1 rRNA gene is annotated in these 361 nt (G+C 52.4%); it reads left to right on the top strand.

Annotated features, from left to right (window positions below):
- Positions 1–361: ribosomal RNA gene (locus EII32_RS11820) — 16S ribosomal RNA — on the top strand; the annotation flags it as partial.

Genomic DNA, 361 nt, shown 5'->3' with positions numbered 1-361 from the left:
GCTAAGTGTTAGGGGGTTTCCGCCCCTTAGTGCTGCAGCTAACGCATTAAGCACTCCGCCTGGGGAGTACGACCGCAAGGTTGAAACTCAAAGGAATTGACGGGGACCCGCACAAGCAGCGGAGCATGTGGTTTAATTCGAAGCAACGCGAAGAACCTTACCAAATCTTGACATCCTTTGACCCTTCTAGAGATAGAAGTTTCCCCTTCGGGGGACAAAGTGACAGGTGGTGCATGGTTGTCGTCAGCTCGTGTCGTGAGATGTTGGGTTAAGTCCCGCAACGAGCGCAACCCTTAAACTTAGTTGCCAGCATTTAGTTGGGCACTCTAGGTTGACTGCCGGTGACAAACCGGAGGAAGGT

The organism is Prevotella sp. OH937_COT-195, assembly GCF_003932845.1.
Taxonomy (GTDB): domain Bacteria; phylum Bacteroidota; class Bacteroidia; order Bacteroidales; family Bacteroidaceae; genus Prevotella.
This window is presented reverse-complemented; position numbering and strand designations above follow the sequence as displayed.